General features: G+C 35.7%; 28 protein-coding genes and 3 pseudogenes. 21 read left to right on the top strand and 10 right to left on the bottom strand.

The features are described 5' to 3' along the window. Positions 1-47: 47 nt before the first annotated feature. Together AB9L17_RS13445 and AB9L17_RS13440 are read right to left on the bottom strand one after the other, a co-directional pair. Positions 48-563, bottom strand: a complete 516-nt coding sequence (locus tag AB9L17_RS13445) for a TerB family tellurite resistance protein (protein WP_068984436.1) — start codon at positions 561-563, stop codon at positions 48-50. Positions 564-1,767: 1,204 nt separating this feature from the next. Then, positions 1,768-2,100, bottom strand: coding sequence for a cupin domain-containing protein (locus AB9L17_RS13440; protein ID WP_068984435.1), 333 nt, complete (start codon positions 2,098-2,100; stop codon positions 1,768-1,770). Positions 2,101-2,535: 435 nt separating this feature from the next. Between AB9L17_RS13440 and AB9L17_RS13435 the strand changes: the two genes are divergently transcribed. The 4 genes from AB9L17_RS13435 (at position 2,536) to AB9L17_RS13420 (ending at position 5,104) form a co-directional block, all read left to right on the top strand. Then, complete coding sequence (locus AB9L17_RS13435; RefSeq protein WP_068984434.1) at positions 2,536-3,354, top strand: hypothetical protein; 819 nt, start codon at positions 2,536-2,538, stop codon at positions 3,352-3,354. A 1,044-nt stretch (positions 3,355-4,398) separates the two neighbouring features. Then, positions 4,399-4,572 carry a hypothetical protein gene (locus AB9L17_RS13430; RefSeq protein ID WP_175401727.1) on the top strand — a complete coding sequence of 58 codons (174 nt, stop codon included), beginning with the start codon at positions 4,399-4,401 and terminating at the stop codon, positions 4,570-4,572. Between the two features lie 41 nt (positions 4,573-4,613). Next, positions 4,614-4,853: a hypothetical protein gene (locus tag AB9L17_RS13425; protein ID WP_068984432.1), complete on the top strand. Its 240-nt coding sequence runs from the start codon at positions 4,614-4,616 to the stop codon at positions 4,851-4,853. Between the two features lie 86 nt (positions 4,854-4,939). Beyond that, the gene (locus AB9L17_RS13420; RefSeq protein ID WP_175401726.1) at positions 4,940-5,104 is read left to right on the top strand and encodes a hypothetical protein; all 165 of its coding nucleotides are present in this window, start codon (positions 4,940-4,942) and stop codon (positions 5,102-5,104) included. A 58-nt stretch (positions 5,105-5,162) separates the two neighbouring features. Here the strand turns inward: AB9L17_RS13420 and AB9L17_RS13415 are convergent, their stop codons facing one another. Together AB9L17_RS13415 and AB9L17_RS13410 are read right to left on the bottom strand one after the other, a co-directional pair. Then, positions 5,163-5,495, bottom strand: coding sequence for a YxeA family protein (locus tag AB9L17_RS13415; protein ID WP_068984431.1), 333 nt, complete (start codon positions 5,493-5,495; stop codon positions 5,163-5,165). 157 nt (positions 5,496-5,652) lie between these two features. After that, positions 5,653-6,141 carry a hypothetical protein gene (locus AB9L17_RS13410; protein ID WP_068984430.1) on the bottom strand — a complete coding sequence of 163 codons (489 nt, stop codon included), beginning with the start codon at positions 6,139-6,141 and terminating at the stop codon, positions 5,653-5,655. A gap of 636 nt (positions 6,142-6,777) precedes the next feature. Here AB9L17_RS13410 and AB9L17_RS13405 point away from each other — a divergent pair. Beyond that, complete coding sequence (locus tag AB9L17_RS13405; RefSeq protein ID WP_375199237.1) at positions 6,778-7,548, top strand: DUF2935 domain-containing protein; 771 nt, start codon at positions 6,778-6,780, stop codon at positions 7,546-7,548. A gap of 246 nt (positions 7,549-7,794) precedes the next feature. On the opposite strand, the gene AB9L17_RS13400 is transcribed toward AB9L17_RS13405, so the two are convergent. Then, positions 7,795-8,562, bottom strand: coding sequence for a site-specific integrase (locus AB9L17_RS13400; RefSeq protein WP_375199236.1), 768 nt, complete (start codon positions 8,560-8,562; stop codon positions 7,795-7,797). Positions 8,563-8,627: 65 nt separating this feature from the next. On the opposite strand from AB9L17_RS13400, the gene AB9L17_RS13395 reads away from it, so the two are divergent. The 6 genes and pseudogenes from AB9L17_RS13395 (at position 8,628) to AB9L17_RS13370 (ending at position 10,205) form a co-directional block, all read left to right on the top strand. Continuing rightward, the gene (locus tag AB9L17_RS13395; RefSeq protein ID WP_375199235.1) at positions 8,628-8,819 is read left to right on the top strand and encodes a hypothetical protein; all 192 of its coding nucleotides are present in this window, start codon (positions 8,628-8,630) and stop codon (positions 8,817-8,819) included. Then, positions 8,812-9,063, top strand: coding sequence for a hypothetical protein (locus AB9L17_RS13390; protein WP_375199234.1), 252 nt, complete (start codon positions 8,812-8,814; stop codon positions 9,061-9,063). Before AB9L17_RS13395 ends, AB9L17_RS13390 begins: the two co-directional genes overlap by 8 nt. A gap of 140 nt (positions 9,064-9,203) precedes the next feature. Continuing rightward, positions 9,204-9,272: pseudogene (locus AB9L17_RS13385) on the top strand (YopX family protein); the annotation flags it as partial. Further along, a pseudogene (ssb, locus tag AB9L17_RS13380) lies at positions 9,269-9,771 on the top strand (single-stranded DNA-binding protein). The pseudogenes AB9L17_RS13385 and ssb, both read left to right, overlap by 4 nt. A 16-nt stretch (positions 9,772-9,787) precedes the next feature. Further along, on the top strand, positions 9,788-9,937 hold the full coding sequence (locus AB9L17_RS13375) for a hypothetical protein (protein ID WP_375199233.1): 150 nt from the start codon (positions 9,788-9,790) through the stop codon (positions 9,935-9,937). 10 nt (positions 9,938-9,947) lie between these two features. Next, positions 9,948-10,205, top strand: a complete 258-nt coding sequence (locus AB9L17_RS13370) for a RusA family crossover junction endodeoxyribonuclease (RefSeq protein ID WP_375200794.1) — start codon at positions 9,948-9,950, stop codon at positions 10,203-10,205. A gap of 52 nt (positions 10,206-10,257) precedes the next feature. Here AB9L17_RS13370 and AB9L17_RS13365 read toward each other — a convergent pair whose 3' ends face one another. Together AB9L17_RS13365 and AB9L17_RS13360 are read right to left on the bottom strand one after the other, a co-directional pair. Beyond that, positions 10,258-10,512 (bottom strand): hypothetical protein, encoded by a 255-nt coding sequence (locus tag AB9L17_RS13365; RefSeq protein ID WP_068984426.1) that lies wholly within the window; start codon positions 10,510-10,512, stop codon positions 10,258-10,260. 434 nt (positions 10,513-10,946) lie between these two features. Continuing rightward, complete coding sequence (locus AB9L17_RS13360) at positions 10,947-11,408, bottom strand: GNAT family N-acetyltransferase (protein ID WP_068984425.1); 462 nt, start codon at positions 11,406-11,408, stop codon at positions 10,947-10,949. A gap of 356 nt (positions 11,409-11,764) precedes the next feature. Here AB9L17_RS13360 and AB9L17_RS13355 point away from each other — a divergent pair, with 356 nt between their 5' ends. From AB9L17_RS13355 to AB9L17_RS13340, 4 genes and pseudogenes are all read left to right on the top strand, one after another. Then, positions 11,765-12,184 (top strand): hypothetical protein, encoded by a 420-nt coding sequence (locus tag AB9L17_RS13355; RefSeq protein WP_375199232.1) that lies wholly within the window; start codon positions 11,765-11,767, stop codon positions 12,182-12,184. A 504-nt stretch (positions 12,185-12,688) separates the two neighbouring features. Beyond that, complete coding sequence (locus AB9L17_RS13350) at positions 12,689-14,044, top strand: transposase (protein WP_375199215.1); 1,356 nt, start codon at positions 12,689-12,691, stop codon at positions 14,042-14,044. Between the two features lie 43 nt (positions 14,045-14,087). Then, positions 14,088-14,285, top strand: a complete 198-nt coding sequence (locus tag AB9L17_RS13345) for a hypothetical protein (protein ID WP_375199231.1) — start codon at positions 14,088-14,090, stop codon at positions 14,283-14,285. 94 nt (positions 14,286-14,379) lie between these two features. After that, positions 14,380-14,703 (top strand): annotated as a pseudogene (locus AB9L17_RS13340) (transposase); the annotation flags it as partial. 145 nt (positions 14,704-14,848) lie between these two features. Here the strand turns inward: AB9L17_RS13340 and AB9L17_RS13335 are convergent. Beyond that, positions 14,849-15,313 carry an Ltp family lipoprotein gene (locus AB9L17_RS13335; protein WP_375199230.1) on the bottom strand — a complete coding sequence of 155 codons (465 nt, stop codon included), beginning with the start codon at positions 15,311-15,313 and terminating at the stop codon, positions 14,849-14,851. 433 nt (positions 15,314-15,746) lie between these two features. Between AB9L17_RS13335 and AB9L17_RS13330 the strand changes: the two genes are divergently transcribed. From AB9L17_RS13330 to AB9L17_RS13315, 4 genes are all read left to right on the top strand, one after another. Next, positions 15,747-16,172 carry an acyl-CoA thioesterase gene (locus AB9L17_RS13330; RefSeq protein WP_068984419.1) on the top strand — a complete coding sequence of 142 codons (426 nt, stop codon included), beginning with the start codon at positions 15,747-15,749 and terminating at the stop codon, positions 16,170-16,172. An 11-nt stretch (positions 16,173-16,183) separates the two neighbouring features. Further along, a complete protein-coding gene (locus tag AB9L17_RS13325; RefSeq protein ID WP_375199229.1) occupies positions 16,184-16,558 on the top strand; it encodes a DUF423 domain-containing protein in 375 nt (124 codons plus the stop codon). A 655-nt stretch (positions 16,559-17,213) separates the two neighbouring features. Continuing rightward, on the top strand, positions 17,214-18,419 hold the full coding sequence (locus tag AB9L17_RS13320; protein ID WP_068984417.1) for an EAL domain-containing protein: 1,206 nt from the start codon (positions 17,214-17,216) through the stop codon (positions 18,417-18,419). A 491-nt stretch (positions 18,420-18,910) separates the two neighbouring features. Continuing rightward, positions 18,911-19,111: a cold-shock protein gene (locus AB9L17_RS13315; protein ID WP_068984416.1), complete on the top strand. Its 201-nt coding sequence runs from the start codon at positions 18,911-18,913 to the stop codon at positions 19,109-19,111. A gap of 393 nt (positions 19,112-19,504) precedes the next feature. On the opposite strand, the gene AB9L17_RS13310 is transcribed toward AB9L17_RS13315, so the two are convergent. Beyond that, positions 19,505-20,392: a LysR family transcriptional regulator gene (locus AB9L17_RS13310; protein WP_223555474.1), complete on the bottom strand. Its 888-nt coding sequence runs from the start codon at positions 20,390-20,392 to the stop codon at positions 19,505-19,507. A gap of 116 nt (positions 20,393-20,508) precedes the next feature. On the opposite strand from AB9L17_RS13310, the gene AB9L17_RS13305 reads away from it, so the two are divergent. Together AB9L17_RS13305 and AB9L17_RS13300 are read left to right on the top strand one after the other, a co-directional pair. After that, positions 20,509-21,906 (top strand): MFS transporter, encoded by a 1,398-nt coding sequence (locus AB9L17_RS13305; RefSeq protein ID WP_375199228.1) that lies wholly within the window; start codon positions 20,509-20,511, stop codon positions 21,904-21,906. A gap of 379 nt (positions 21,907-22,285) precedes the next feature. Continuing rightward, a complete protein-coding gene (locus tag AB9L17_RS13300; protein ID WP_068984413.1) occupies positions 22,286-22,552 on the top strand; it encodes a hypothetical protein in 267 nt (88 codons plus the stop codon). 305 nt (positions 22,553-22,857) lie between these two features. Here the strand turns inward: AB9L17_RS13300 and AB9L17_RS13295 are convergent, their stop codons facing one another. Beyond that, positions 22,858-23,067 carry a hypothetical protein gene (locus AB9L17_RS13295; RefSeq protein ID WP_375199227.1) on the bottom strand — a complete coding sequence of 70 codons (210 nt, stop codon included), beginning with the start codon at positions 23,065-23,067 and terminating at the stop codon, positions 22,858-22,860. Positions 23,068-23,243 lie beyond the last annotated feature (176 nt).

Genomic DNA, 23,243 nt, shown 5'->3' with positions numbered 1-23,243 from the left:
AAAAAGACTAGGTACTCATTAATATGAGTACCTAGTCTTTTTAAGTGTCACCCAACAGGAAGCTCTACTTTAAATCCTGGTTGATTTTTAGCGTGGTTTGGATTAATGAATACAGAACGGTCATTCTTTAGTACAATAACTTCAAAGAATGGTTTGAATCTTTCTTCAGAAATTCCGAAAGCATTTAAGAATTTGCCGAATAATTGTTGTTCTTCAATTTCAGCTTCGCCATCAGCAAATGAAGAATCAATAATATTAACTAAAATACACATTTTTTGAGCATCCGTTAAGACTGGTGAAGCTTCGCTTAAAAATTGTTCTACAGAATTAGTTCGCACATATTTTATAGCTTTGTCCATTAAATCACCATTATTACCACCGATATATACAGAGTTACCTTTTTTCGCCCCACCGAGAACTGCTAATAATTGACCTAACTCCTCGTTATCGTATTCTCCATCTGCACCCATCATATAAAGTAAAGATGTTGCGAATGCGAAGTGAGGGTTCATACCTTGTTCGTTGTGTTCTTTGTCACCTTTAAACATATCAAATAATCCCATAATAAAAGCCTCCTATGATTTTAAAAGAAATTTATAAAAAATTACATCGTTTTATACAAAAATGTAATAGTTTATCATATTATAATAGTATTTTTATGTACTAATATAACCCCTTAAATCTTACAAAATACGATCCCATTAGTATGAACTTGCTTATTAGAACGTAAAAGAATTCCGATTGGAAATAACCAAGTACAGGGCGTCCAAGATTAAGCAAACCGAACATATTCATTTCCCTTTATATATTAAAGAACGAAAAGAATTGGAAAAGGTTTCTGCATCACTTTTGTAAAATAACGTTCGTACCATAAAAGCTGTTTAATCAGACATTGATGTCGCGAAACGTTTCAAAACAGCTTTATACTGAAAATAAAATTAACAATGTACATTATTAATATTCAATATTATTTAGTTTTGTAGGTATTAAAAAAATGTAAAAGAGGCTGGGACATAGGTACATATTCGAAAAATCCCATCAGAAAAGCGCGAGAAATCAACGTTTCTAAAATTGATTTCTCGCGCATTTTTAGGATTTGTTCAGCTTTGTCTCTACCTCTTGTTCTCATTCTGGCAATGTAAAAAAGCAAAGATCTTTGCAACTATAATGAGCCCAAAGTTGAAATCAGACTTTTGGTGCTGGAATACATGACTAGGTATCCAAACTATCGAATTATCATAGTAAGTAATAGTTTCGCGGTATGCGAGAGGTTAGAAAGCTTGTTATAGGTAATCTCCAATTAGTCCATTACTTATCTAGTTTATCCGCTATACGTTTTAGAATTTCAGTTTGTTCATTTTGTATGTTAATAATTTTAAATACAAACCAAACTATAAATACTAATGGTGCAAGATAGAAAAGTAATAGAAATAGAATAGGTATAAAACCGAGTAATAGTTCCATAATTGTATAAAAACCTCCTTATTGGATTATTGTAACTTAATATTTTTTGGTTTAGATGTCAACTTTATACTGGTGGTTGTTATTTCTAGTATTTGTGGATTTTGTTAATAAGTCTGTGAATAAGTTCAGAATATTGTGATTACAGAGGGCGCAATGGAGTAGAAGCATCGTACGAGTAGAAAAAAATAAAGGCTATACAGTAAAGCTGGATATGCTCCTGACTATCAATATTACTGCACAATATGAGGATTTTGAGGAGTATTCATAATAAAAAAATGTAAAAAAAGCGCCATTTACTGGCACTTAAGATTTTCCTTTAATATCGTTTTCTTTTTTTTCAAAGCATAGATTTACTGTTCTTCCAGTTGAACGTGTTCTATGTTGGGTGAAAGCTGGTACTTTAAATATTTCACCTGGAAGTAAAGAAATAGTTTCGTTATTTTCTAGATCAATAAATAACTCTCCTTCAAGAACCATAAATAATTCATCTGTATCATGTTCATGCCAATGATACTCACCGTCTATAACGGCTATTCTTACAACATGATCATTTACTTCAGAGACTATAAAATTTGTATACTCTGAGATATCAGAAACTGTTTGTAGTAGATTCATTTTTTCAAGTATTGGATTCATTTAATTAACTCCTATCAATAATGGGTATTATTGGTATTTTATAAGATTAGTATTAAAAATACAATAATGAAGAAATGGCTAAAAAACAATTAAAAGAATTGGGGGAATGTGAAATATATGGATTGAGATACAACTACGAGTGTATGCAAGCAAGACAACGCATTAGTGAATATGAGTTTGTGGAAGAAACAGCAAATAGAGAACAACCAGTGCCGTTATATAACTGGCTTCATAACGTGATAGTCGTACACAAATAAATAGTAGATCAAATTTAGAAAATTGGTTTGAATGGTCGATAGATGAAGTTATGTTATGGAAAAACAATCAACTTTTTAGATTTTTGACATCCTTAATTTCTATTGGTAAAATATTAGCTTTACTGGTATATAGTACTAATAAATTATCCTTTCTAAAATAAAGGTGAGGGGGAGAATAATGAAAAAATTATTTATTGTGTTCCTAGCAGCATTTGTATTTGCGGTAGTAAATCCAATAAAATCAGAAGCAAAAGTGGTGTATAATGGAGCAGAAATTGTCAAAGGGCAAACAGGGAAAATGACGTTTTCAAAAGATGTGAAAGTGTACAAGAAAAACGTCAATGGACAGTTTGAATCGATGTTAGTTAAAAAGGGAAACTACTTCCGCGTATATAATATCGAAAAATACAATGGGCAAACGTATTATTGGATGAGCTCTGGATATCGTGTACAAGCCACAAATTTAACAGTATTTACGGCGATTCCATTTGAACAGCGTGTACAATTTTATGATAACCCAGCATATTTGTGGATAAATAGAGATAAACCATTTGAATCATTTTACATGGAAGATGATAGTTCGGGGACTCATACACATTCCTATTACACGTATTTAAATATTTGGGGAGATTTTGAAATTGAACAAGGAGAGCTTGTCCATACCTATAATATGGGTTTTGTAGGTGGCGGTATTGAAAGAAATAAAATTGATCCAACTGACATTCAAATAATAGAACCTGAACTTGTTAATACGGATAAATTATTTATTGTAACAAAGGATACAGTGCAGCATATAAAACCATATTTAATTAACAATAATGATTATTATCAAAGAATTGCTGGTAAATTGAAAGCAGGAACTGTTCTAAAAAGTGAAGGCTTTAAAATTGGCAACTATTACGCAGTGAATTTAACTGAACCACATCCAGAATTTTACACCAGAACATTTTTCATACCTCAAAGCTATGTAATTGAAAAAGCTACTTTAGAGAATTAAGGTGCCAATAGTATAGAAGGTTTATTAAAAGAACTAAAAAGATTTCCATGAGGAAGAGTCGTTTTCAATCGAGACAAAAGAAGCCATGAATAGCTTTATATGAAAAAAACCACCCATTATGAACTGCCACCCCCAATCGTTAGACTAAAAATCTAACGATTGGGGTGTTTTATTTTGAGTGACTTGTGATAAGCCTACCGCAATTGTCTGTGAAGAATGATATGCTATTTAACTTCTATTTCAAATACTGTGGCATCATCGAATGAAATAACAGGCTTATAATGAATTTCGATTTTTCCACCTTCCATTATACCAAAGTGTTGAACTCTTGAACTTTCTTACCACTGGCAACGGCTCCTATACTGTTATCTAAAGCATATGATTACTAAGTTTAGGTTTAGCTGGATGCGGAGAAACAGAAAAAGACACTACACAACCCGTACAAGCAGATGCAGAAAAGAACAAGGAACCAAAAGATGCTACCTAGCATTGTAAAAGCGAAACTAGGACATAAAAAACCTCATCGATGTGATAAGTGCGAATACTGTCGGCTACAAAGAAGTTAGAAAGTACATTCGAAATTGAGAATTTACTAGATTAGGTGGGGCAATTGGATGAATGATGTACAGACCAGAGATTTATTTCTGGCTTGGATTTTCAGAAATGCGGAGGGTGATGATAAAATCAGTCGCTTGTTGCTGGAATGTAAGACTAAACTTGTCATTTCTTGCGCTTACCCGGGAAATTATTTCTTATTTCTTTACCTGAGAAACCACTTTCCATATAGCTTTTGGTAAAACAGTTAAAAAATATTGCGTAGGTTGATGCTTCACACGTTAGGTGTAGTTGATGCTGATATATTCAAAATTACCGGTACCGCATCGGATCAAGATGCTAATCAAGTGTAAAAGTGACAAGACGCATTAATGCAGGAAATACTGTCGGAATTTACAGTGGCCAAGGTGGAGAGTGGGAGTTTGAAGTTTCGCTCACTGACTTATCATTGAGTCACAAAATCCACTTAATATCGGGGGCTGTTGAGTAATGGAATATAAAAAACGCACAGAAGATGGGACTCTTGGTGAGCCAATCAAAATTGGCACAGGATTGAAATTGGAGGAACGAGTGGCATCTCTAGGGGAGCAGCTTGCACAAGAAAAACTAAAGGGTATTCAGAAAGATTTGCTTATTAATAGTCTTGGTGAAACTAGTTACTAAGCTAAAGCTAGAAGTAATGGCCTTGAAAGGTGGTGGGCATAATGAAATTCTGGCAAATCGCTTTTATGTATAAATGGGTGACAGCAGCGCAATTGCGATTAGCAGTAAAAACGGAAGCTCATCCATTTGGAGAAATCTCACCTGAACAGTACAAAGAAATAACAAAACAACTAAAAGAAATACCTATTGAAAATTTAATTGAATCATTTGAGTTTCAAAACTCAAGTGAACCACCTAACATCAGGATTGGAACGGGAAATACTGTCGGCACCGTATCTTGAGTGAAAACCGCTGGAATAGCTTCGTGAAACGAATCGAACAGGCTATGGAGCCAGCAACAACTATTAAACCAAAGGAAGAAACATAGATGGCAAATTCATTAACATCAACAGGTAAAGAGGATTTAAAAGGATTACTGAAAGAAACTCATAAACGAGGTATTTTAAAGGTGGATCATAGTAATAGAGTAGGCTCTATGACGGATGGAGAAGCGTTAAGCTTACTAATTTCAGTAGTGAAACGAACGTTATAATAAAATTTACGATTAAAGCCCAGGTACTCAATTAATTTTGAGCCCTGGGCCTTTTTTGTTAAAAATTAAATTTCTTTTTAATTTCTTTAGGTAATTCATCTTCGTGAATGACTTTAATTTCTCCTGTGTATCCATCATAGCTTCTTGGAACTAGTAGAATTGTTCCTTCTTCGAACATTTCTTCAACGAAGAAAGAGACTATTTTCTCATTTCCATCTTTATCATATCCGTTTAAATTATATACATACTGTCCTTCGTTATTTGTTTTCTCTGCTTTTCCTTGGATTTGAACATAGTAATCTTTTTCAAGTGCTACATCGTTAGAACTACAGCCTACTAAAGTAAAAATAGTTAAACAGCTCAGTAAAGTTAATATTTTTATTAATTTCATTTTTCTTTCTCTCCTTGATATTGTAATTACTTTAACTATAACTAAACGGGTTAACGTTTAAACTTTCTATACATGACAGTAAGATGACAAAATTGACACAATAAAGCCCAGGTACTCAATTTAATTTTGAGCCTGGGCTTTTTGTGTTTTATTTACTTTATTTTTCTTCAATTTTAAATTTAGATTGAGTTAAATTAATAGGCTTTTTGGTTGGATCATTATCCGGGAATTGAACAGCTGTAATAGTATAGTCCCCAGCCTTTAAATTATCCTCTTTTAATTCCAATACAGATTGTGATAGTTCTCCAACTTGTTCTTTAGTATAAAATATTTCGTTAATATATATGTATGTTTCAACACTACTATCGAAGTTTTCATAATAGATACTAATTTCCTTTAGAACATCATCTTTTGATACAAATAGCACTGGTACATTCCCATCTAAGCTATCATCTTCAGGAGTGCTAATAATAAATGATGCGTCCCCAATTAATTCACTATTTGGGAAAGGGTATTTACTTTCTACCTTTTCTTCTTGCTTCGATGTTTCATTTGTTTTATTTTCAGAAATTGGCTTTTCAGCTTCATCGCCACAAGCTGTAAGTAGTAGTGTGGATAATGCCCCAATATAAAATAGTTTTTTCAACTCCCTACACTTCCTTTCAATCCCCATTTTAAGTGCGCGACTGAAAAATGTACATCATAAAATAGAGCAACATTTAAAAATTACCAAACAAACATCAAGTGGTAGATAATAACAACTTCTTGAAATCTTAGTCATTTTTAAGAGGACCAAGTGCTACGATATGCCAATCATGCTCTGAAAACACAGGTTGAGGAATTAATTTTAAGTTATATAAACAAATGACCAGGACTCACTTCAAAAATGAGTACCTGGTCATTTAGATTAGTATACATAAGGAGTTTCTCTGTGAAGTTGCCAATAAAGTTGAGCTAGTTGGGTTTCATACTTAAAATGCTTTTCGTAAAAATACATATGTTTTTCTGGATCAATATGTTCATAGTAATTTGCCAAAGATATAAACTTACCTTTTGAAGTAATTGTGCTAAACGTGGATCCATTAACTTCTGCCTGTCTTTGTCATGTAGACATAACATATGCTATTTAAATAAATTCTGTATAGGCAAGTGTAATAGAAAAAAGCAGAGGCCTTTTAACAAGTAGCAGAAATACGTTTAAGCAACTTATATTGTGAATTAATATTAGATATTAAAGAAGAATAGAATGGAAGGACGTAAAGAATAAAGGGGATGAGAATGGTTGTCAAATTATGTACAGCATGCATTATTTGAACATAGATTTTGGTTAGAAATAATGAAAGATCATGGTCAATTTATTCATGATTCTTTGTATCCTTCAGAGACGGAGGATATAAAAAGAGCAAATTCATTTATTCAGCAATTTTCCCAGCTACTTGCCTTTGTAAATTCACTTAATGCCCCTGATGTAGCAATTTCCTTTTCAATCACTGTCGATGAGACTGTTGAACAATTCAAGCAATTTAAGTTTCATATTCTTAGACACCAACTGACAGGTGATATTGGTATTCATTTAACACCTACTTTTGTCAATCATATGGTCAATGAATTAGAGGAATATCAAAATGTTCTTAGTTATCTAAAAAAAGGTGAAGTTCCACCGATCTTTCATGAACTACATCATCACTTAGTCTGGCTATTAGATGCATCAGGACATGCTGGCGCCATTAATGACGGGTTAGATGGTGTAGAAAAAAGACTGAAACAAAAGAGTAATGCTTTTACCCAACATTTTGAACACTTTTATTTAAAGGCAGTAGAGCTAACTGGTTATTTACGTTCCAATTTACAATCATTTCCGGCGTTAACGCGCTTTAATAAAGATGTAGAGATAGAAATGACTTTATTTAAGACCTTTTTACGAGAGTTAGAGGAAATGGATCTTAGCGCTGAAGTATTAGGAACATTTACAGCGCCAATGGCAGATCATATGTGGAGGGAGGAACAGTATTATTTATCGAAGCTAGCACAAGCAAGTGGTGAAAAAGGATAGAGTTCATACAACTGTTAAAGATGACATTAACTGCACCCCAATAGTTAGACTAAAAATCTAAATATTGGGGTACTACAATTTAAGCGATTTTATCATTTCAATCCCTCTGGACACTAATTTCCAATAGCGTTCTTTCCGCCTGTTATTTTCTACTACATTATTAACACCTAAGTCAGTCAAATGCTGCGTAAAAAGTCTGTACCCCAATTTGTACCCCAAATTCATCTAAATATGGCTTTTTTCTCGTTATCCACCTGTTGCAAATTGATTCATTAATTCAATTGATTTTATTTCGTCTTTTTCAAATGAGTGAACATATTCTTTTAGAATAGTATTAGGATCATCACCTAATACCTTTGCCACAGTGACAAGTGTTTCTCCACGTGAAAGTAAAACAGACGCAACTGTATGTCTTAATCCATGAGGAGAGATTCTTCTCAATTCGTATTTTTTACATATCATATCAATTGCATCCTCAACATAAGTCAATCCTATCGGACGGCAGCCCTGACGAGATATAAATACGTAGTCTGAATCTTCGTGTTTCAAACTCCGTTCCCATTTCATTTTAATACACCACGCTTTATACTTCTTTAATTGGGCAAATAATTCATCATTCATACTAATTTTCCGATAACCATTATCACTTTTTGGTGGCCCAAGTCCAGTGCGTGTGCGCGCTTTATTAATGTTAATAATCCTGTTTTTAAAATCAAGATCATTCCATGTTAATTCCATCATTTCTCCTTTACGCATCCCGGTCATTGCTAAAGTTAAAATAGATGAATATCGAGTAGTAGGGTCATTTTCTTTAACACGTAATAAGAAAACCTCTAACTCTTCTTCATTATAGTAGTTTTCTTTATCACTGGTAGGTGCAGCACTAAAGTCCATTTTTTTAAAACGATCACGAATAAGAATTTCTTCTTCAACAGCATAGGAAACCGCTGATTTAAAAACTCGAAATACTCCTTGGACAGTAGGAAGCATTAATCTATAAGAGACTAGCTGCACCTATCATGGAAGGTTGGAAACACCTGCTTACAAAATTGCTCGTGAAGCTTTAGGTGGTGAAGATCATGAATAACGAGAAGGACATCATAACTCAAATCGTCTTAAATCATCGAAATCATTACGTCTATGGTGATGAACATTACTTCAATGAGTTTAAAAAGTGGATGCTACGTCTTCAAGAATTCAAAGGGTTTAAAACGATCCACGAGGCTATGCTTATTACCAAGCTGGAGAAAGGGAGGTTGCTGCATGAGTAGAGAGATTAAGTTTCGTGCTTGGGTTGAAAATGAACACGTCAAAAATGGTCCATATCCGTTTATGAACCAACATATCGAATTTATGGGAGGGCTAATAAACGATATTTTTGCCACAAGTGGTAAAGAGCCATTAAATCAACTTCACAACAAAATTACTTACATTCAATACACAGGCTTAAAGGACAAGAACGGCAAGAGATTTATGAGGGGGATATTATTTATTGGGAAATCGACAACGGCGTAGGAATCGAAAGTTACGCAGCTATTGTTAAATGGTCTGAAAACCTAGTTGAAGAAGGTTGGAACCAAACTTACAAATGGCTTGTTGGTTATACAGGAAATTACTACCGTGGTTCTTATGATGAATGATCTACACCTGCTGCATATAACGATGGATTGCAAGTAATCGGCAACATCTACGAAAACCCTGAATTACTGGAGGGAACAGCATGATCAACCGAGTTTGCCTTACTGGTCGGCTTACAAAAGACGTTGACCTTGCATATACACCACAAGGGTCTGCAAAGGCTCAATTTACATTAGCAGTTAACAGAGCATTTGCTAATCAGAGTGGTGACGAGAGGCTGACTTCATCCAAATACAACCTTGGAGAAAACAGGCGGAGAATGCAGCTAACTTTCTGAAGAAAGAATCACTGTTTGGGATTGATGGAAAGATACAATCTGGTTCGTATGAGAGAGACGGGCAAAGAATCTATTTTACGAACGTTGTAGCCGACAGCATTCAGTTTTTAGAGCCGAAAAACGGCACAGGAGGCTCACAGAACACTTCAAACTACGAATCTAGAACAAATACAGGTGAAGCGTATCAAGGTAATCTACAGGGGCAAAATGGCGGTAATAATCAGCCGAGTTATACGAGAGCAGATGAAGATCCGTTTGCTAATAGCAAGGGACCGATTGAGGTATCTGAGGACGATCTCCCATTTTAAAAGAGGTGATACAAATATGAACACTTTAACATTTGAAATACCAGGGGTCATTCAACCGCAAGAGCGACCTCGATTTAGTAAGCGAGGTAAGAAAGTTGTCACACATGACGCACCAAAGAGCAAAGACTTCAAAGACTTCGTAAAGATCGTAGCATGGCAAAAATAAGCCGTCTGAACTGATTACAGAGCCTATTAAACTAAAAGCTGATATTTTTCTCATACCTCCAAAGAAATACCATACAGGTCCAAAGAGAAAGCTTATAGCAAGTGGTGAATTACGTCCATTGACAAAGCCTAATCTCGACAACTTGATTAAGGGTATCAAGGATGGGTGTAACAAAATTATTTGGCATGATGATTCTCAGATTGTAGATATGACCGTGAGAAAATTTTATTCAGAGCAGCCTAGAGCAGAGGTGACGATTGAGTGGTAAATTTTGGGGATTAAAATCATAAACCGGCAGAAAAAATCTGCCGAATAAAAAATTAATTTAAGTTATTTCCAAAACCATAATTTGCTTTAGGGCCAGAAGCTCCTTGGAGGTACTCTGCTTCCACATTTTGAATTTGTTGTCTTACTTGGTTCGCATCAGTCTCAGTTCCGAATTCTACGTTGTTCGTTGATCTCATAAAATTTTGATTTGAAAAACGACCAGAAGCTTGATTTTTGTTAGCTTCAGCTTGCTGGATTCTTTGTCTAATTTGGTCAGCAGTTCGGTTCTTGTTTCGATTTTTTGACATGGATTTCACCTCCTCAAGTTAGTCTGTTCAGAAGAGGTTTTATTATCACTAGAAATTATTATGTAATACTCATTAAGTTACCAACATTTACCAATGACACTAGTAAGTGATCAAAAAAATCTAAAACCTATCAGGAGCCATTGAACAAGTTCGAAATTATTGGGGCTTAAAAGGATATGAACAAGAAGAAGTATTGGGATATGTGGCATCACATATTGGTACACAACATGTAAAGGGCTTAGAAACCGGCATTCTGATGAAGATGCACAGGTAATTATCCAAAGTGAACAAAATGTAGAAGTCGAAATTATAGAAATCAAAAGCAAATAGTTGTTGAACGATTGAAAGAAATTGTGCAGGAAGGGATAGGAGAAGTGATGTATTGGGAGCCGTAGTTAACAGCTCCTCATCATAATGAATTCTGTGTTCAACGTCTATAATTCAAAACGCATTCTATGGTTCATATCTTTGAACCCATGTTTTTCATATAAAGTTATAGCGCCAATATTTTCAGATAATACGTTTAACTCCAAGTATTCCAAATTGCGATTTTCTGCCCATTTTTTGGCTTCTAAAAGTAAAGCTGAACCAATTCCTTTACTTTGGTATTGGTTTCCAACAATTACATCGATAATAAAGGCATATTTGTGTTCAACCAGACATGAATATGGAGGTGTTATCGTTTCTTTAATAAGCAAAAAGCCTAATACTTGATTATCTTTTTCAGCAATTAAAATATCTGATTCGTTTTCATTTATTGAGTTCCTAATAAAGTTCACATCTTGTTTAGCAGGTTGCATATATTTTGGTTGTAAGATTGACATTTCTAAAAAAAGCTCTTGGTATAGAACCTCAATTTGTTGAACTTCATCTAGTGTTGCAATTTTTATTTCCATAGTATACCTCCGTTGTGTGTTTTTATATCAGAAGACTGATAAATTGGATTAAGTAATATTTTACATTATTGGTTGATTAATAGATATATTTATAAATTAAACTACTGAACACTTTGAAGAAAGAAACTAAGAAAGGGTCACTCAAGATGGAAGTGACCCTGTAGAGGGATGATGTGACGGTCAACTAGCGTCACAACCTAGTAAGTGCGTGCTATACACTCAACGTTAATTTGTGCAAATTGAAGTTCCTTATACATTAAAAAAGCCGCAGCGTCGTCACACGCTACAGCTCAGAATTGGTAATGCCCTTTGAGGTTTCTCGAAATTATTATAACACACCGTAGGAGGGCAAACCTATGTTAAAAGAGAAAACAGAATTAAATCGCTACCAACTAGACAAGGCAATTAAGAAGTACCACGACATCATGTGTAAGTTCATGAGGATGAAGGACGAGCTTGATTCTTTAACGGCTGCTGCATCTACAGCACAATACGGAATTGAAGCAACAATGCCAAAAGCTGTAGGAAGTACAAGTGATCCAGTGCATGCTCATGTTCAAATCAGAGCTTCACGTGAGGTTCGTATTAATAAAATTAAAGATGAATTAATAATGGTTCAAAATCTAACAGACAAGGTTACTGGCGACATTGAACAAGAAGTGCTTTTTTGGTTGCTAGAGGGCATGCCTTTCCATTGGATTGGTGCAAAACTTAATAAGAGTCATACAAGTGTGCAAAGAGTGCGTGAGCGTATTTTAGATATGATGATGAAGTAAACCAAAATAACCCTGTCCTCATTTTAAGACAGGGTTATTTACAAAATGTTTTACACTCTCCGAACAACGGCCAAATAAATAGATGATGATATACTTTGAATGAAAAACACAAGCATTACATAATAAATAAAATATTCTTTATCTATTAATTTAAACATTGCTACTAGTGCTACTCCAATTAATATACCAACAGTTAGAACAGAATAAGAAAATGACTTGATTTTAAAGATGAGCATTTGACCTCTCTTAGATATTAAAGAATTGGATTCGTATAAGGATTCATTAAAAAAATATAAGATATTTGTTCTGGATGATTTGGATTATCAATTAATCTATGACAACACAAGTAATTTAATTGATAGTTATAAAAGATACCTAAGAGTTAATTTCATAATTCTAATCCCTTTAGCATCAGGGGTTCTGAAACAATAAAAAACGGGCACCTCCCCAAATTCGGTATAATGATAGCGACGAAACTAACATACTGAATGAGGTGAATGCCCTATGACTATTGTAAAGCAAATGAGCCTATTTGACATCCAAGAATTATTGGAAATGGAAAGTTCCCGTCGTTTTGATGCGATTTTTGCCACTTTCGACGTACAACCTATTTTTCAGTTATTTTTAAAAAGGACATTGCGTGGTGCCCCACGTGAACTAAACTATGGTGCGATGATCCAATCACTGATTATTCGCATTGTCGAGCGTATTCCAACGATTAAGGATTTAATCAAACGTTTGGTCAATGACCCTTTATTCCGCTTAGATTGTGGTTTTCTTGTTTCAGATGTTGTGCCTTCTGAAGCGTCTTATTCGCGTATGATCGACGTCATTAGTCAATCAGATGTCCTCGATTGCATGCAAGATACATTGATTGAAACAGCCTTTATAGAAGGGTTTCTTTGTGATGAGCACCTCGCGATTGATGCCACGCATTTCGAATCACGCGATGCAGCGAAACCTTCTGAGAAAAAAGAACCTACACCACTTAAAAAACGAGGACGGAAATCAAAAAAAGAACGCGATGCTTGGCTGACGAAACAAGTAGAAATCAAAGCCAATCAGTCAACTTATGAAAAAGAAATCAAGGACCAACTCGACACACCGCTGGAGACACTGTGGCAAGATGCGCCCATCGAACCGAATTGGGGCATCAAAAAGAACAGTGACGGCAAAAATACGTTTTGGTTTGGCTTTAAAGGTCATCTCGCCGTGACAACAAAAGGGCAATATATCGTTGGACGCCTTATGACATCTGCCAATTTGTCAGATAGTAAAGCCGCGATTCCTCTTTTAAAGAAAGTAGAAAACCAATTTCCTGAACATTTCACGACCGCTATATTCGATGCAGGGTATGATTATGAACCAATTTACCGTCAACTACATAAGTATCAAATGCGTGCAGTCATTCCCTATAATGTCCGCAATGAAGGCGAATATCTTGGATTTGATGAGAATTTCAGACCGACTTGTGTACGTGAACATAGCTACCGTTACGACAGCTTCGATGAAAAGTACCGTACACTAAAATTCACAAGACCAAAGCAATGTGCAACCTGTCCGTTACGTGATGATTCCCTCTGTCAGAAAGGTTTCAAAATCAAATGTGACACGGATTTACGAAAATTCACTTATCCAGCACGAGGCTCCGAACTATGGAAGCAACTTTATAAGGAACGTACAGCCGTTGAACGTGTAAATGCATACCTAAAGCAATATTTTCAGTTAAACAATGTCCGTCACAGAACAGGAAGAAAAGCTAAACTACATTTCAACCTGGTGACGTTTATTTATAATGCCTGCAAGTTAGCGGTGGATCGTCTGAATGCTTTTTCACAAGTACAAATTCAAGCAGCATAATTTTTAAAAACGCAAGTTTTCTTAATAGGAGTAGTCTAGGCTTTTGAAAAATATGATTTATGAAATTGATTCAAATGAATTTAAAGACATAAAAACAGGAGTGCGGACAGATAAATTACGAGTTGTACAAGATAAATTAATAAAAGATTATGATGCTGCTCATAAAGATTTAGAGGAAGCTTTAAGTGGATCTGTTGAGTGTCTCGAAAATGAAATAAAAAACCTTTTGAAAATGGGATAAAAGCATACAGACGAGGCTGGGACAAAACCCATCTCTAAACTAAAAGCCGGTGAAATTTTACGATCAGTAAAATTTCACCGGTTTTAAATTTGATTTTACGCGTGAGTTTAAGATATATGAATGTGAAGACTGTTCCGGATGTCCCCTCCGTTCATTATGTACAAAAGCAAAAGAAGGAAATAATCGTAAGTTAATGGTGAATGAGAAGTGGGAACAACAAAAAGAATATGTGCGAGCAAAGCTTTCAGAAGAAAAAACGAGTACCATTTATCGTCAACGTAAAATTGACGTGGAACCAGTTTTTGGATTCTTCAAGGCTAATTTGCGTTTCACTCGATTTTCTGTACGAGGAAAATCGAAGGTTGAAAACGAGATTGGTCTCGCATTAATGGCCGTGAATTTAAGAAAATTCACAGCCATTAGCTAAGGACTATCCGGAGACAACATAAAAAATAGAGAAATCCGAATTTGAATGAATTCAAATTCGGATTTCTCACTAATTGAAGCTAGTTATGTCCCAGCCTCATTTTGTTTCTACCGCATATATGTTATTGAAGTTGAGTTTATTTTAAATTATCAATTGCGTATTTCGCTTCTTCTGCAGTAAATTTTTCCCCGTGTTCAGAAACCAATTGGTCGTAAATATCTGAATCTGACATACTCATATTTTCTGCGTATGATTGTGCTTTTTTCAATGCATTTTCTTTCCAATCAAAAACAATGTTATCTATAGCGTATTGAGCTGCTTCTGCAGGGAATTTCTCTCCATGTTCAGAAGTCAACTGATCGTAAATCCCTGCCTTTGACATTTGCATATTTTCTGCATAGGACTCGGCTTTTTTTAACGCTGCTTTATATTCTCTAGGAACACTGTCCTCTTTAGCTTTCTCTTGAGGTTTTTCAGCCTCAGCTGATACAGCTTTTTGAGTTTCTTCTTTCGGTTTTTCCTCTTTAGCTGAATCTGCGCCACACCCAGCTAGTCCTAAAGATAGTACCAGTGCTGCGCTAAAAATTAGTTTTTTCTTCATTTGTAAAGTAGTCTCCTCTATTGTATATATTTGCAACATTAAAATTATATCAATATTGGTAAGTGTTGTCAGTATTGTTTTTAAGGTACCCACTAATTTAATGGATAGTTCGTTGTTCTCAGATAATAGAAATGGACATAAAAATCACTTATTCGAAAAAAATGAGTGATTTTTTAATGATTTTATATTTATAGTATTGTACCTGCTCAATGCTGTTGTATTTTATGTTTAAAATAATGGTACCCCAGAAAGTACTCCAATTAAAAGATTTTATACGAGTTTATATGGAATAGAGATAAACATATAATAAATTTGTTTTTTCATTAATCATCACACTTAATCGAACCATTGTTTTTCACCTCACAAAATTCAATAGAGCAAAAACCCGCCAAATCAATATTTTTACGCTATAATGAAGGACGAGGTGAAGAAAATGTTTGTTAGTGAGAAACAAATTGAAATTCGATATGCTGAGACTGACCAAATGGGCGTGGTGTATCATGCCAACTACATCATTTGGATGGAGATTGGTCGTTCACAGTTAGTAAATGATGCAGGCTTTGAGTATGCAGCATTAGAAAAAGATGGTTATGTATCACCAGTGATGGATTTATCCATTTCTTATAAGGCAGCTATGCATTATGGTCAAGTAGCAACTGTGCGTACATGGGTGGAAAAACATGATCGTTTACGTACAACATATGGCTATGAAATTTTACATGAAGATGGCACAATAGCTGCGACTGCTCAGTCCGTACATATTTTAGCGCATAAAGATACGTTACGTCCGGTATCCCTGAGTAAAATTGATCCAGCATGGGATGCGAAATATAAAGAAATCGCATGTGAGACGAAATAGGAGACGTATATATGGAAATGTTATTAGTTTTAGGGGCTATTATGGCTTGTCTTGGTGTTGTGCTAGGTGCTTTTGGGGCACATGCACTTAAAGATAAATTTGCGTCACCACATTATGCGGCCATTTGGGAAAGTGCGGTACAATATCATATGTATCACTCATTAGGTTTATTGGGACTTGGTATTTTATCTAGTGACGCCCTTTTAGGAGCATCTAGTATGCTTTCGTGGGCAGGTTATTTAATGTTTGCTGGTATTGTGTTTTTCTCTGGAAGTTTATATGTTTTAGCCGTTACAGGCGTGAAAAAGCTTGGAGCGATTACACCAATAGGCGGTATGTTATTTATCGTTGCCTGGGTGCTAGTTGCTATTTCAGCATTTGCTTAAGAAACAATTAAATATCGATCTAAACAAAATTAAACGAGGTATACTAGCAGATGGTATGACCTCGTTTTTTTGCATGTTGTTTGAAAAATATGAAACATATGGAGATCCCTTCATTTCACCGCTTCGTGTTAGAATGGCTATCATTTTATCATTGTGAGGGATTTTACTTTTTTAACATGAAAAAAAGGTAATGCGACAATAGCTCAATTACTCTGAATAAATGGGTGAACGACCGAAAATATAAGTAAATTGGATGAATAACTCTAATTATCACGGCATTCGTGGCGGTTAGTTGCATAAATTATAGTGATAAAGAAATTTTTACATTCTTTACTCAACAGTACAAGAAAAACAGTGATCCTTATTTAAAGTGATGGTGAATTTAGCAAATTTAATGTATTAGAAACTTAATAAAGTTTTAGGATCCCTTATTGTGAAAATGAATTGGTAGCTACCTCGTTTTAAAAAGAGTTTGGTGATTTTTATCTGAAAATTCAGAACTGTTATTCCCATCAAATTTTGCCAAGTGAAGTTGCGAATTTACCATAAACGAATTATTATACAGTCAGAGAGCTTTTTTTATGAAATGAGCTGTGAATGTAATGCTATTCTTGAGTAACAGTTTTGGCGTTATTCATGTATGGGGGTTTCGACAATGGACGCAATTGAAGTGTTAACAAATTTAGATCAAATACATGGGTATTTTCAACCTATATTTAGCGCAGATGCGCATACGGTGATTGCCTACGAAATTTCCGGACAGTTACAAATTGAGGGTCAACAAATTAATTTAAAAGATTTTTTAAATAATGAAGATATTCCAGAAGAGTACCGTATTGACATGGAACATAAAATTCTACATGCTGCTTTAGCCAGAATAGAAGAAATTGCACCGGAATTTGATATTTATATTCCAAGTAATCCGAACGTACTGATGCAGGATTTTGGCGAAAGTCACTTTAATATTATTCAACAATATATAAGTGAAGAAGAGTTACATCGTATTGTGTTAGTTGTTTCTGAACACCGTTTTTTAGGTGACATTAATAAGTTGCATCATGCACTACGTTATTTTACGACTTTTGGTGTGAAAATTGCTGTGCAAGAAGTGGGAGCGGAGAGTCATTTAGAACATATTGCTCTATTATCCCCACAAATTTTAAAGGTTAATATTCGAGATTTAAATTATGATTCTTGGTCTGCGCAGTCGGATATGATATCAGCAATAGGTAGTCTAGCTTATAAAATTGGCGCAAACCTCTTATTTGAAGGAATCGAAACTGTTTATCAATTACAGTTTGCCTGGAAAAATGGGGGGCGCTTCTATCAAGGGCGATACTTAGCAAATCCTGCACTAACATTTGTTGAGAAGGATATCTTAAAGGAGCGGTTTAAAGAGGAGTGTCAGCAATTTATTACTACTGAAAAGAAAATATTAAATGCGCAATATTTTCAACTGAAAAAACTGCGGGAGGAGCTAGAGGCAATTGTTCATCGTATTAAACCTTCTAGTGATAACATCTCACATTTAGAGCATTTAGCTAAGTTGTTGGATAGTTATTCATTCAGATTATATATTTGTAATGAAGATGGCTTCCAGCTATCTCCAAACGTAATGCGTATAGATGGACAGTGGGAATTGCAGCCTAGTGCTATTAAGAAAAACTGGAGTTGGCGTCCATATTTCCTACAAACCATCATTAAAATGCGCAACGATCAAAGCGGGGAAATTTCAGAGCTTTATCGAGATATTGAGACAGGGGAAATTACGAGAACGTTTTCGATTGCTATCAACGAGCATGAGTATTTGTTCGTCGATCTTTCCTATGATTACCTTTATGAACACAATATATTTAGATAGCCTTTTAAATGCTTATATATCAATGTTTCAGGGGTACAAATTAAATTTGTACCCCTGAATTTGAGTGAAAATAAGTAATTTACTCAAGTTTTATTAATGATGTAAGAATTTTAGTGGCTTTTAATTCTTCATCATCAAGCGAATGTGCATATGCTTTCATTGCCATTTCAGGTGTATCTCCCAGCATACGGTAGATGCGACTAGAGCTAAGTTCGGTCCGTCTTTCTCTTTTAAGAGCTATGTCTTTTACTGATGCTGGAACAGCGCTTAAAAGTCATTTAGCTTAGTTGATAGTTAATAAATTTGCTTTTACACTATACAAATATGTTTTTTTAACATATAGTTGATGTAATAGAATCGTTTACAAAGGAACAATGAATTCACATATTACAAAGAGTAATCGTGTTTTGTTAGATACTTTTTGTAATATGTGAATTTTTTCTTTTGAAGTAGTATGATTTTATTTAATACAATTAATGGAGGTCATTTAAATGGCACAAGGTACAGTGAAATGGTTTAACGCAGACAAAGGTTTTGGTTTCATCGAAATGGAAGGCGGGAATGATGTATTCGCTCACTTCTCAGCTATCCAAGGTGACGGATTCAAATCACTTGAAGAAGGTCAAAAAGTTGAATTCTCAGTAGAAGAAGGCCAACGTGGACCACAAGCTGCAAACATCGTAAAACTTTAATTTTTAATGAAGAAAACCACTCTTAGTTGAAGTGACCCCTAAAAGTTAGACACGGTTATTTCATTAAGCAGCGGTTTGGGCATGAGTTCGATATTGTATCGGGCTCATGCCTTTTTATCTTGCCTTAATTCTTTTTGTATTGTAATACGTTATATATGTTTGTACCCCATTTTGCACCCCAAATTTGGGTAATTAAAGTGATTCATTAATGGCTGATGACGCGAACCTTTTTGAACATTTCAACTTTCACTTTGGATGTGTTCTTCTTCCGACCATTCTTCTCATAAAATCTCAAAGTTCTGATTTAGTAGTTGAATAAAATTTTACCGTTGTAATTATTGTGCTCAACCCACATAATAACCAATCGAATCAGTATGAATCATGCTGTAATATTTAATCGGACTGGTTCGATATTGTTTCAAAATAGTCCAGAACGACCTCGCGGAATTCCAAAGAAGCTTGCGTCATGTACCGACTTTTATGCCATAGTAAAGCGATATCGCGTACAAGTTCGTGATTCTCAACTTGAAGGTATTTAATTTTTTCCCATGGCATCTTTGCTGTGCTTGGTATGAAAGCAAGTCCTATTCCAGCTTCTACAAGATTGATCAGCCGTGTAGGTTCATCGCCCTCATACACATATTTAAGGTCAATTCCGGCCGATTTACATACAGAGTCCACTAAATCGCGAGTGCCGTAGCCTCTCTTCACACCGACAAAGCATTCATCCTTTAGTTCTGTCAAAGTTACGCTACTTCGGTCTGCTAGCCGATGCCCAATAGGAACAGCTACAAGAATGGGATCAACGAAGACAACTTGACATTCGATGTCTTCCCCTTGGATAGGAGGGGACGATAAGCAAAAATCGACTTCACCTCGATGTAAAAGCGTGACCATTTCCAGCGTGGTGAGCATTTGCACATGAAATTGGATATTAGGCCGTTTTTTACGAAACTCTCGCAGAATCTGGGGCAATGTGCTTGCTGTGGTTACTGCCAGCTTGAGTGTGCCAAATTCTGCGCTGGACAAATCGCTAATCTCCTGCTTCCCTTGTTCCAACTCGAACAAAGCCCTTTCCACGCGACAAAGGAATTTGTTGCCAAACTCATTCAATCGCAGTTTCCTCCCTGTTCGATCAAATAATGGTACCCCTAAATCTTCTTCCAGGCGTTGAATCGTTTTACTTAGCGATGATTGCGTAACGTGGAGACTTCGTGCAGCTTCGGTTACATGCTCTAATCGAGCTACCGCTAGAAAATATTGTAGTTGAAGAAGTTCCATTTTTTTCTCTCCATTCATTCCTTTTGATCAATGATAACATAACTTGAAATGCGTTGGAGTGAATGTTGAATTTCAAGTAAGATATCAATATAACAAATATACGAGGGGGGATAAAAATGAATTCTTGCAGTAGGTGGTTAATGATATCCGTTGGACTAGGAATATTATTAAACCCTTTAAATTCATCGATGATTTCTGTTGCTATTGCTAGGTTGCAACATGTGTATCGCATTGATTTTACCACTGTTTCTTGGATTGTATTTTCTTTTTATATTGCTAGTGCTATCGCGCAACCTGTAATGGGGAAGGCTAGCGATTTATTTGGTCGAAGGAAGATATTTCTGGCTGGTCTTGTTGTATCCTTGGTTTCTTCTATTCTGGCCCCGTTTTCTCCGAATTTTGGATGGCTTATCGTATCCCGAATCGTGCAATCAATCGGAACTAGTATGCTGATCGCAGTTGGAACAGCAATTGTACGCATTCATATTACAGATAAGCAAGCAGATGCGTTGGCAGGATTATCGATTTTTCTATCCGGTGCGGCAGCTATAGGACCTTTTGTAGGAGGAGTACTTATTCAGTGGTGGGACTGGCCAGCGATCTTCATCGTCAATATTCCGTTTGTAGTGGCGAGCTTTCTTTTAGCTTGGAAAATGATTCCTAAAGACGAGCCGGTAGCATCGGTTTCACGTGACATGTCGCTTCGAAAATTATGGAGTGTAATTGATGTGTCAGGAATTCTGCTCTTTGCGGTGGGACTGATTGCCCTTCTAGTTGGCTTGCTGTCAGCGAAATCATCCGGGCATTTCTCTATGTGGAATATCGTTGTTGGGATAATCGGCCTCGTTGCGTTGGGGATATTCGTACGACATGAGTTAAGAACGGTGTCGCCCTTTATTCCTTTGCACACCTTCGCCAAATATCCGGCGATGACTTGGGTCAATATACAATACATGCTCGTTAACTTGCTTTATTATGCACTCTTTTTCGGGATCCCATCATACCTGCAAATGGTGCGGCATGTCAGCGAATTTCAGACAGGTATTCTTATGTTAACCTTGGGCTTGAGCTCGATCGTAGCTTCGCCGATAGCTGGAAAATGGGTCGGTAAATCGGGACCCAGACCTGCATTGATCGTATCCTCATTACTGATGGTAGTTGGTTCAGTGTGGATCGTGACATGGACGCAAAATTCACCGGTCATCAGTGTGTGCCTGGCGTTAGCTGCATTCGGTTTTAGCAACGGGCTAAACGCTGTTGGTATGCAGGCGGCTTTGTTTAATAGCTCTCCAAAAAAAATTGTTGGTGTAGCATCTGGCCTATTTAATACCTCGAGATACTTGGGAACAATTTTATCTTCACTGATGACAGGCATCATCATGGGAGGGGAGTTCAACTTTACAGGATTTCGTTTGCTTGGAGTTTTCCTAACGGTCATTGCATTGGTCTTAGTATTTATAAGTCTGCGGCTCAGATATTCAGAGCAATTGGACGAACTGAGTACAAGTAAGTAAAATAAAAATAGGAGTATAGTGACAACTGTTGATATCAAGGATTGGTCCACATGGAATCGAACTTGGCAGGAAATGCAAAAGGATCAAAAACCCCCAAGGAGAGAAAGTCATCCAGTAGTGCAAGGCGAGAGCGCAAAATTTCGCCGCGAATACCCTTGGAAATGTAGGTCAAAAACGGACGGAACACGTAAATTCAAAGGATAGCGTCTGGAAAATGCGTATTTACAACTCTAAGCCTATTTCACTGATGATTTTACCAAAGTATTCAAGGTGTTGATGGCATTGATGATTATCTTGAAAGCACTCGCTCTTTGAAGCTGATGTAAAAGTTGCGATTGCTAGATATTATGGAATGTAGTTTATACGGAGGAAATATAAAGTGAAGAAAGAACTTATGAATTTAGAATTACCAGAGCGATACATTGAAAATCTTTTTGAATATCAACATACGCTCGATGGTGTTCCAGAATGGATTGATTTTGCAGGAGAAGGTTATTCGATGCAAAAGTACCGTAAATTTTTGAAATTATATACGATTGAGAGAATGAAATACATCTTGAACGAAGCTATTCAAGATGATGAAATGGTTGAAGTGAATAAACTGATTCAGGAAGCCATTCAAGAATATAATGAAATGAGCACTTAGCCACTTATTAAGAGAGCTGAGTGTTTTTTATTTTCATGTAAAGTATGTCATAATCAAATGCTTAGAAAAAGTGTGACTCAATATATGGGAAGAAAGCTTTCGCTTTGATGTTTTTTTATGGCATTGAACATTATCACAATGTAACTCTACTTATTGGTTTTAGATTTGCGGTAGTAATACGTAATCTGTCCTCTTCTAATTCACTATCATATTCTTTCTTTTGTTTCCGCACACCAATATTTATATCGTTTTTGAGATGCTTAAGCTTCAGCCTTTTGATTTATATTCGGCTAATATAACGGTTGTTACATATGACAAGATGGGAACCCGTTAACATCGCTAATCATCCGAAAGTCGTATTGTTTTATTGCAAATTGACTTTGATATAAGTATTCCATCACTTGTAATTTCCCACCAGAAACCCCACACAATACTCCAGAAGTTCCTTGACCATTTGTAAAGGAAACACCAACTGGCTGACCTAATAAAAATCTAATCTTATATTGCCAAGGCATGTTTGCCACTCCTTTCAATTGCATTATATGTTTTTGGAAAGTATTGGTGCTTGTTTGATAAAGATTCGAAATAACGGAAAGACAATGTGCAGGAGGACAAATTTGAAAACTAGTTTATTGGTAATGGTTAACAAAGTTAAAGAACGGCTCATTATCATAACGTGTGGTTGATTTCC

The sequence above is a fragment of the Lysinibacillus sp. RS11 genome (assembly GCF_042019215.1).
In the GTDB taxonomy this organism is placed as follows: domain Bacteria; phylum Bacillota; class Bacilli; order Bacillales_A; family Planococcaceae; genus Lysinibacillus; species Lysinibacillus xylanilyticus_A.
The sequence above is the reverse complement of the archived record's forward strand: the minus strand, read 5'-3'. Positions and strand labels throughout refer to the sequence as shown.